The following is an 8,834-nucleotide window of genomic DNA, read 5'->3' as shown; positions in this document are numbered from 1 at the left end:
ATTTTTGAGCAAAACAATCGACTCTTTTGCAGCCCGCAACGATAATTGTCCATGCTCCGGCGCACATAGTTTCGATTCAGGCATATCCGCGTAAGGATTCCGCTCAGCGGGATCGAACTCTCCCAAGCGGAAACGTACACGGAAGGTGTTAATGAGTGCTTTATCCAAATCCTGCTCAGACAGCAGCCCTTCTGTCAAAGCTTCGCGAATAGCCGCGCATGATTTTTCTTTATCATCCGTTATGCTGTCGATGCCTGCTTTGATGGAATGAGCTACTGCCTTCTTATAAGAATCATAATATTGATGATCGTTGACGATACCAAGCAAATCTCCCGCATCGCTGACGATGAAGCCGTTCATGCCCCATTCCGCTTTCACTACTTTGTTTACATCCTCGTGCAAAATAGTAGGCGTGCCATTAACCGAGTTGTACGAGGTCATCATCGAATGAGCGCCGCCCTTGACGAAAGCAGGCTTGAACGCTGCTTGATAATATTCCTTCATATTGCGCGGATCAATGCTCGCCGAGCAGCTGCCGCGATTGATTTCATTGTTATTGCCGATAAAATGCTTCAAGGTCGCTACCGCTTTAAAGTAAAGCGGGTGATCGCCTTGAATGCCCTGTACCAGCGAGGCTGTTAGCTCACCTGTCAGCTTAGGATCTTCTCCATAAGCCTCTTCTGTTCTTCCCCAGCGCGGATCTCGCTCCATATCCACCGTTGGCGCCCACAGCGTCAAGCCGTTGATGGCTGGGTTTCGCTGAAAGTAAACGCGTGCTTCATCACCGATTGTAGAGCCTACTTCCTTCAGCAGCACAGGATTCCAAGTGCAGCCAAGCCCGATGGGCTGAGGGAACGTGGTCGCTTCGCCTAGCCACGCCATTCCGTGCGCCGCTTCCGTCCCATGTTTGTAAGGCTTTACGCCTAATCGCTTTATTTCAGGCTGGTATTGAACCATCGATTCAATTTTCTCATCCAGCGTAAAACGTGAAACAAGATCGGTTACCCGTTCTTCAAGCGGAAGCTCTAAATTTTCAAATGGAAAACGTATACTGGTCGTCATATTGCTTACTCCCCCTCTATCGTGGATGTAAATATGCTATACCATTCATTTTTGTTTGTTGGAAATGGCTTTGACGCATCGATAGCTGTACCATCTGAAGCGGCAACGGTAATGGATTCCTTCGATCGTAAGCTGCAAATCGATCCGTGTGTGGATTGCATGCGCCCAGTCGTCAGCTTGCCATTTGTCCATTCCATATCGAGAACAAACCCGCCACGCGCTTTAAGACCTTTCACGCAACCTGCCGGCCATGCACCCGGAAGCGCTGGCAGAAGCTCGATATAACCCAAATGGCTTTGCAGCAGAAGCTCTGCAATGCCCGCCGTACCGCCAAAGTTTCCATCGATTTGAAACGGTGGATGATCATCGAACAAATTCGGATGCGTAGAGCGTGCAAGCAAAGTATGGATAAAGTGATAAGAAGACTTCGAATCCTTCAGCCTCGCAAATAAGTTAATTAACCACGCACAGCTCCAGCCTGTATGGCCTCCTCCGTGGTTTATGCGGCTCTCAAGTGAAAGGCGGCCCGCTTCCACAAGCTCCGAAGTTGTTTCTTGATTGATGGACGTACCTGGATATAAGCCATATAGATGAGATACGTGACGATGCCCAGGTTCGTGCTCCTCAAAATAATCATGCCATTCCTGCAATTGTCCATTAGGCGCAATTTGCAGCGGAGGAAGCTTGCTCCTCGCTGCTTCCAGCTGCTGCTTGAAAGATGCATCGATTCCGAGCAAGCTCGCAGCTGCTGCGCAATGATCAAACAGCTCGCCAATTAAAGTAATGTCCATAGCAGATGACTCAGCAACACTGCTAACCTCGCCTTGTGCGGTCAGAAATTTATTCTCTGGCGACGTGGATGGCGAAGTCATCAGCTGCCCTTTGTCGTTCTCCTGAAGCCAATCCAAACAAAATAAAGCTGCGCCCTTCATTAAGGGATAAGCTTTTTCTCTCAAAAAGGCTTCACTCGGATGATATAAATAATGCTCCCATAAATGCTGCGTCAGCCAAACGCCGCCAAGCGGCCAGAAAGCCCAGCTTGGATGGCCGGCTGTCGGCGTTGATGTCCGCCATAAATCCACATTATGATGCGCTACCCAGCCTGCACTGTTGTAATGAATAGCCGCGGTACGGGCTCCCGTGATGCTGAGCTCCTCAATCAAGCGAAACAAAGGCTCATGGCATTCGCTCAAATTTGCTATTTCCGCCGGCCAATAATTCATTTGCGTATTAATATTCGTCGTATAGTCGCTGTTCCAAGGCGGCTGAACCCGGTCATTCCATATGCCTTGCAGATTAGCCGGCTGCGTGCCAGGCCGCGAACTTGCCATAAGCAAATATCGGCCGTATTGGAAGTATAGCGCTTCCAAATCTGGATCTTGTTTGCCTTGCTTATAGTTTTCCAGCCGCTCATCTGTCGGCAATTGAGCTTGTGCCGTCCGCCCCAAATCGAGCTGCACGCGTTGAAACAAGCTTCGATGATCCCCTACATGGCGCTCTCGCAGCTGTTCATAGCTGAATGTTAATGATTTCTCCAGTAGGCGATCGTTTTGCTCGGTCAGGGCAGCAGCAGTTTTGTCAGGCTGAACATCAAAATTCACAAAGCTTGTTGCTGCGCTTAATAGAAATGTAGCCGAGCTTGCCCCTTGAATATTTATTTGCTTATTGCTGTTTATCGATAGTTTGCCGCCTTCTATCTTGACCATCAGTTTTCCTTGAAAGGCAATGCCGCGATCATTCTCATACTGTACAGCCAGCGGATGATCGCCCAAATAATTGTCTGCTACATGACTTGGACAACGACCGTGAAGTACGATAGCGTCGCTGCCTGCTGCCTCGATTCCATACTGTACGGAGGAAGTCATTGCTGCTGTAAGCTCTAGCAGATCTTCTCCTTCTGACTCGTATCTAACGCATAATACTTGATCCACCGCGCTAACGAACATCTCGCGCGAGTAAACCGTTTTACCCACTTGGAACCTTGCACCAGCGATGCCTGCATCAATATCAAGCTTGCGAATGTAATCTGCGGCCTGATCATGCGCGTGTTCAAAATGCTGCTCTATAAACAAGTCGCCCATCGGTTGATAGGACTCTGTGTTTGTTCCAAGCATCTTCGCCTCGATTAACTGCTCCGCATCAACAAATTTTTTATCTGCGATGAAGTCACGGGCTCGCTTCAAATAGCGCAGCGCTTCGTAATTGTTCGTATCCCGCGGAAAGCCTGACCACAATGTATCTTCATTTAATTGAATGCGTTCTTGCTCCACGACGCCAAATACCATACCGCCTAATCGGCCATTCCCAATGGGCAGCGCTTCCTCCCATCGTGAAGCAGCCTGCCTATACCAAAGGCTTAACGGATGAAGCTGCTCTGCTTTATATCCCATGTTTTTGGTCTCCTATTATCGCTCTGTTCACAGCGCTTTAAAAAACAGTTATTATTCATCATAACGGAATTGCCCTACTCGACAGTACCCCATACATTTCATGAAAAATCATGTCAAAATTAGCGTTTTTTCGAATTCTCGCTAAATAATAAAAAATCGCTGCAAGCACGATGATGTGTGCTTGCAGCGATGTAATTAACAGCCATATTATATTTGAAGGAGTATTTATTACAGACCAGCTGCGCCAAATACTTTATCAAAGCCTGCTTTGGAGCGCTGCGCCAGCTCTTCCGGCGATTGCGATTCCGCTTCTGATGATAAGATTTCCTGTGAAACGGCACCTTTATAGCCAATACGATTAAGGGCTTGCAGGAATCCTACTAAATCAATTACACCTTCACCTGGATATACGCGGCCGTTGTCGAGTGCTTCCTCAACCGGTACGTCCGGCGCGTCATTGATATGAACATGGACGATTTGCTCTGGACGGAGCGCTTCAATATCAGCAACAGTCAGGCTGTTCGTATACCAGTGGTAGGCATCAAACAACAACCCTACATTGCTCTCACCGATTGCGTCGATCCACTCCAATGTTTCCTCGAGCGTCCAAATAAATGGATTCTCCCAACGCGTCCGCAAATGATGCGGGCCAACAAATTCAAGGCCCAGGCGAATGCCATAAGCGCCTAGAATTTGAGCGCAAGTACGCAATCTGCGAGTTGCAAGTGCCATGAAGCGAGCTGCTTTCAAATCTGTTGAAGGCAAAATATAGGTGCAGCAGCTTGTACAGCCTAGAGCCGCAGCCGCAGCCGCTGAGGAAGCCAGCTTCTCCAATCCTTCAAGAAAAGCTTCTTCCGTTGTTCTCCATTCTACTGGAAGGCCAATGGAGCCAATTACTACGCCATTGCTTGCAAGAAGCTCACGCGCTTGCTCTACGCCATAGCGATTAATTAGCGACGCCGCATCCAAATCAACAGCTTGAAATCCGTACGCGCCAGCGAGCTTAATTAGATGCTCATCACTTTCGATTCGACCAAGACCCGCTCCAGTTAAACCTCTCAACATACAAATTCCTCCTCATTCTACAATCAATTATAATTAATTTAGATTCCAATCCAGCTTCACTTCATTGCCTGTGCGCGATGATTCATATATGGCATCAAGCACAAGATTGTTCGTCAAACCAGTCAATACGGAAGTAATCGGCTGTTTACCTTCACGAATACATGCAAGGAAGTGACGGCTAAGACGAGCGCGCTCACCTTCATCATTGTCTGCTTTGCTCAAAACACTTTCAATCGGGCGATCAAATTTTTCTGTAAGCAGCTTGCCTTCAGCACCGCGATAGCTTGCGCCGCCTTCTGAGCCCATTACATGGATAAACGGTGAATTGTCCGTATCCATATGAACAGCCCAGCTTACTTCAAGCGAGAGTGTACTGCCGTCTTCCATTTTGATTAGCGCCGTAGCCAAGTCCTCAACATCATACGTTCCGTCCCAATCCGGTGTACCCCATGTGCCAATCCCTTTACGGTTTGGTCCAAACTCTGCATAGGTTGATCCATATACGGAAACCGGCTTTGGATTGCCCATCAAATACAGTGCAAGGTCAAGCATGTGAACGCCGATATCGATAAGCGGGCCGCCGCCTGATTGATCCATTTGTGTAAACCATGTGCCCCAGCCCGGAATGCCCTTGCGGCGAAACCAGCCCGTTTTGGCTGTATAAATTTTGCCAAGCTCACCACGGTCGATTTGCTCTTTAATTTGCATCGCAACAGATTCCCAGCGCATTTGATGAGCGACCATGACGACACGGTCTGCTGCTTCGCTTGCTCTCAATATTTGACGAGCAGCATCGCTGTTAATGCCCATCGGCTTCTCTATCAATACATGCTTGCCCGCTTCAAGAGCTTGAACGGCAAGCGGAGCATGGAATTGGTTAGGCACACCGATGATGACCGCATCGATGTCAGCTCGCTGAATCAACTCTTCATTGGAAGCCGCAACATGCTCAATACCATATTGCTTGGCTGCTTTCTCTGCTCGCTTCAAATCCAGATCAGTAATCGCCGTAATGATACACTCTTCGCCAAGCTTAGAAAATTCTCCTGCATGGACGTTGCCAATATTTCCCGCACCGATAATACCTATTCTAATCTTATTTTCTGCAGTCAATGAAATTCCTCCTATAATTTTGAATGAACCCTTGCTCAGCAATAAGCACTCGTTTTTGGTAACGCTTGATCTCTTCATTTATGTTAGAATAAACGGGATGAGAAATCGTGCTTGTTTTTCGATAAAAGTCTCAGATTTTCGGAGGAATGCATTCATTCATGACCTACATACCTGACTATTTGAAAACGTATCCAAATATGAATACCTCTTCTCCCCTACATATTAGCCTAAACCGTCTCTATCATGGCTTTAGGCCGCATCGCCATGATTTTTTGGAGTTCTCTTATGTTGTAGACGGAAGAGGCTCTGAATCGATCAACGATGCAAAACATCAAATGCTTCCCGGCACGTTTACGTTTGTGCTTCCTTATCAGGTGCATGAACTATTTACCGAGCCCGGGAGTACACTTGTTCTTTATAATTGTATGTTTAGCATGGACTTGCTGATGGAGCCTGGACAAGAGGAAGGCCTTATGGACCTCATCGATCAGAATACACTGCCGCCATCCGTTCAACTTAGCGGAGCTGATAATGAACGAATGAAGCATTTAATAGAAGATATGTTTCGTGAGTATGCGGGGCAGGAGCCTTGGCGCCGAACGATGCTGCAAGTGCGGTTGAAGGAAATATTAGCTTTCTTTGATCGTTATCGCCGCAATATTGCGCCGTCTGTTCCAGCCTCAAGGCTCGCTTCCAAATCGAGTGCCTCGGTATGGCCGATCATTCATTATATTCATCAACATTATCAAGACGAGCTTGCGCTATCTGACCTTGCAAGCCGCTTTTCACTGAGCATGTCTCGCATAAGTGAAGTCATTAAACAAACGACTGGACAAACGTTCGTACATTTCCTGCATGATTTGCGCTTGCGGCATGCCTGCAGCCTGCTTGTTTCTACCGATATGAGCGTCGCTGAAATTGCGCTGGAGGTTGGTTATGGCTCATACAAAACCTTCTCCCGTATTTTCCGTGAAACCAAGGGCGTCGTTCCGAAGGATTACCGTAAAATGAAGCTTAATCAGGAGCAGCCAGGCAAGTAGCCGAAGCTAATAAACAAACAAGGGCTGCCTAGAGTAGATTAATCTACTTCTAGGACAGCCCTTGCTCTGTTATGTGTTTAATGAAAAATAGACAAAACGAGGAATAAGATAGCTAGCAATACATAAATGACAAGCGAAACAATCATTAGAGTCCGCTTATTCACAGCGTTACTCCCCTCCCAGCACCAATTAGGCTATATACCAACATTGTATGTAGGCGGGGAATGCGCGGAAATTGTCCTAATGAGAAAATCGTCCACTCGGATTAAACGGCTGCTTTGGCTTTGCGATCCGATGGCAGCAAAATCGTCAGCATGCCGAGCAAAGGCAAATAGGACGTGCAGCGAATGACAAACTCAATACCCATGGAATCTGCCAAATTGCCGAGCACCGCCGAACCAATGCCCCCGAGACCAAACGCCATTCCGAAAAATACACCTGATACGAGGCCAACCCGCCCAGGCAGCAATTCGTTCGCATATACTAAAATAACGGAAAACGCCGAGGCCAAGATTAAACCGGCAAAAAAGATTAAAATAACGGAAAATGTTAAATTAGCATAAGGAAGCAGCAGCGCAAATGGTGCAGTTCCTAGGATCGAGAACCAGATCAAGCTGCGACGGCTGAACTTATCAGCGAGCACCCCGCCGAGAAGCAAGCCAATAACATTCGCTGCAAGAAAGACAAACAATACGATTTGAGCATGACTGACGGAGAGTCCAAAATGCTCGATGGCATAAAACGAGTAATAGCTGCTGATCGCAGAAATATAGACGTTTTTGGAAAACACAAGAATCATTAAAATCGTAATGGCAAATACAACTTTACCAGTGGACACATTAAGTTTGGAGACCGGCTTTGCCGCTTGCTTCGTGCTCTTCCTTGGCTCCAGTGCAAGCTGCTTGCCGTACCATTTGGCTACATTAAATTGAATGACAATCCCGATAGTTACGACCAGAGCAAACCAGATCACACCGCGCTGGCCAGTATGCACGAACAGAACAGCTGTCATGATTGGTGCCAGCGATTGTCCAATATTTCCGCCAAATTGAAAGATCGACTGCCCTGTACCTTTTTTCGTCCCAGCCGCCAAATAGGAAACCCGCGCAGAAGCTGGATGGAAAACGGCTGAGCCAATTCCAATTAACATAACAGCGACCATGACCATCCAGAAATGCGATGCATACGAAAGAGCAGCAACGCCCCCCATTGTGAACAGCATGCCAATAGGCAGCAGCATCGGCTTCGGATGCGAATCAGATAAAATGCCGACAACAGGCTGCAGCAGCGCTGCAGTTAAATTAATCATCAAAGAGATCAATCCAATTTGAGCAAAGCTCAGTGAAAGCGAGTCCTTCAAAATAGGAAATAATGCCGGCACGACCGATTGAATCGTATCATTAATCAAATGCACGAAGCTAATAGCGAACAACAATGGGTATATCGTTTTTAAAGCGGACGGTGATGTTGCGATTGAAGCTTGAGTACTAGACATACAGTTTTCTCCTTACTCCAAATAGAATGTAATATGTAATATATCGCATATTATATTTCCTTAAGCAAATAAAAGCAATAAATTCCTTTTAAAATTTTTTGGCATTTGCTTCAATGAATGAACCTGCGATATATTATATATTGTCGAAACTGTTATCCTATCACTTTCATAATGAAACCAAAAAATAAAGGAGGATCCCCTCTGCCTATTCCAACTGATTATTCAACACCCATTAGACTATCCGCCAAGGAGCGTACCTTAAGCCAGCTGCAAAAATGGATTATCGACGGCACGCTTCAGCCCGGAGAGAAGCTTAACGATTCAGAGCTTGCCGAGGCACTTGGCGTCAGCCGCACACCGATTAGGGAAGCCTTTCAATTGCTTGAGGTTCAAGGACTCATTCAAATGTTTCCTGGCAAAGAGACGCGAGTCACGACGCTAGCCAAGGAAGATATTCTTAAGCTGTATGCGCCCCTTACAGCCCTTCAAGCATTAGCTGCTGAGCTTGCTGCCGACAATATTCAGCCAGAGCATATTGAACAGCTGCGTGCTATTAATGCCAGCTTTAAGGAAAAAGTTAGTGAAGAGCAGCTCTATGAAGCGATGGAATATGATGAAGAGTTTCATGAAACGATACTGCAAATTGCCAATAATCAGCATATACTCACC

At 46.8% G+C, this 8,834-nt stretch carries 7 protein-coding genes; 2 read left to right on the top strand and 5 right to left on the bottom strand.

Annotated features, from left to right (window positions below; genetic code table 11):
• The 4 genes from AB4Z17_RS21970 to AB4Z17_RS21955 all read right to left on the bottom strand — a co-directional run.
• A partial coding sequence (locus AB4Z17_RS21970) for a glycoside hydrolase family 3 protein (RefSeq protein WP_441962074.1) occupies positions 1-1,062 on the bottom strand: 1,062 nt, incomplete at its 3' end.
• 5 nt (positions 1,063-1,067) lie between these two features.
• Positions 1,068-3,452 carry a glycoside hydrolase family 95 protein gene (locus tag AB4Z17_RS21965; protein ID WP_441962072.1) on the bottom strand — a complete coding sequence of 795 codons (2,385 nt, stop codon included), beginning with the start codon at positions 3,450-3,452 and terminating at the stop codon, positions 1,068-1,070.
• Positions 3,453-3,680: 228 nt separating this feature from the next.
• Positions 3,681-4,517, bottom strand: coding sequence for a sugar phosphate isomerase/epimerase family protein (locus tag AB4Z17_RS21960; RefSeq protein ID WP_076270088.1), 837 nt, complete (start codon positions 4,515-4,517; stop codon positions 3,681-3,683).
• Positions 4,518-4,550: 33 nt separating this feature from the next.
• Positions 4,551-5,630, bottom strand: coding sequence for a Gfo/Idh/MocA family protein (locus tag AB4Z17_RS21955; RefSeq protein WP_441962070.1), 1,080 nt, complete (start codon positions 5,628-5,630; stop codon positions 4,551-4,553).
• A gap of 158 nt (positions 5,631-5,788) precedes the next feature.
• On the opposite strand from AB4Z17_RS21955, the gene AB4Z17_RS21950 reads away from it, so the two are divergent.
• Positions 5,789-6,670 carry a helix-turn-helix domain-containing protein gene (locus AB4Z17_RS21950; RefSeq protein ID WP_441962068.1) on the top strand — a complete coding sequence of 294 codons (882 nt, stop codon included), beginning with the start codon at positions 5,789-5,791 and terminating at the stop codon, positions 6,668-6,670.
• Positions 6,671-6,935: 265 nt separating this feature from the next.
• Here AB4Z17_RS21950 and AB4Z17_RS21945 read toward each other — a convergent pair whose 3' ends face one another.
• Positions 6,936-8,165: an MFS transporter gene (locus AB4Z17_RS21945; RefSeq protein WP_441909869.1), complete on the bottom strand. Its 1,230-nt coding sequence runs from the start codon at positions 8,163-8,165 to the stop codon at positions 6,936-6,938.
• Between the two features lie 171 nt (positions 8,166-8,336).
• On the opposite strand from AB4Z17_RS21945, the gene AB4Z17_RS21940 reads away from it, so the two are divergent.
• On the top strand, positions 8,337-8,834 hold a 498-nt coding region (locus tag AB4Z17_RS21940; protein ID WP_441962066.1), incomplete at its 3' end, for a GntR family transcriptional regulator.

Source organism: Paenibacillus sp. TAF43_2 (assembly GCF_052113545.1).
Classification (GTDB): Bacteria; Bacillota; Bacilli; order Paenibacillales; family Paenibacillaceae; genus Pristimantibacillus.
The sequence above is the reverse complement of the archived record's forward strand: the minus strand, read 5'-3'. Positions and strand labels throughout refer to the sequence as shown.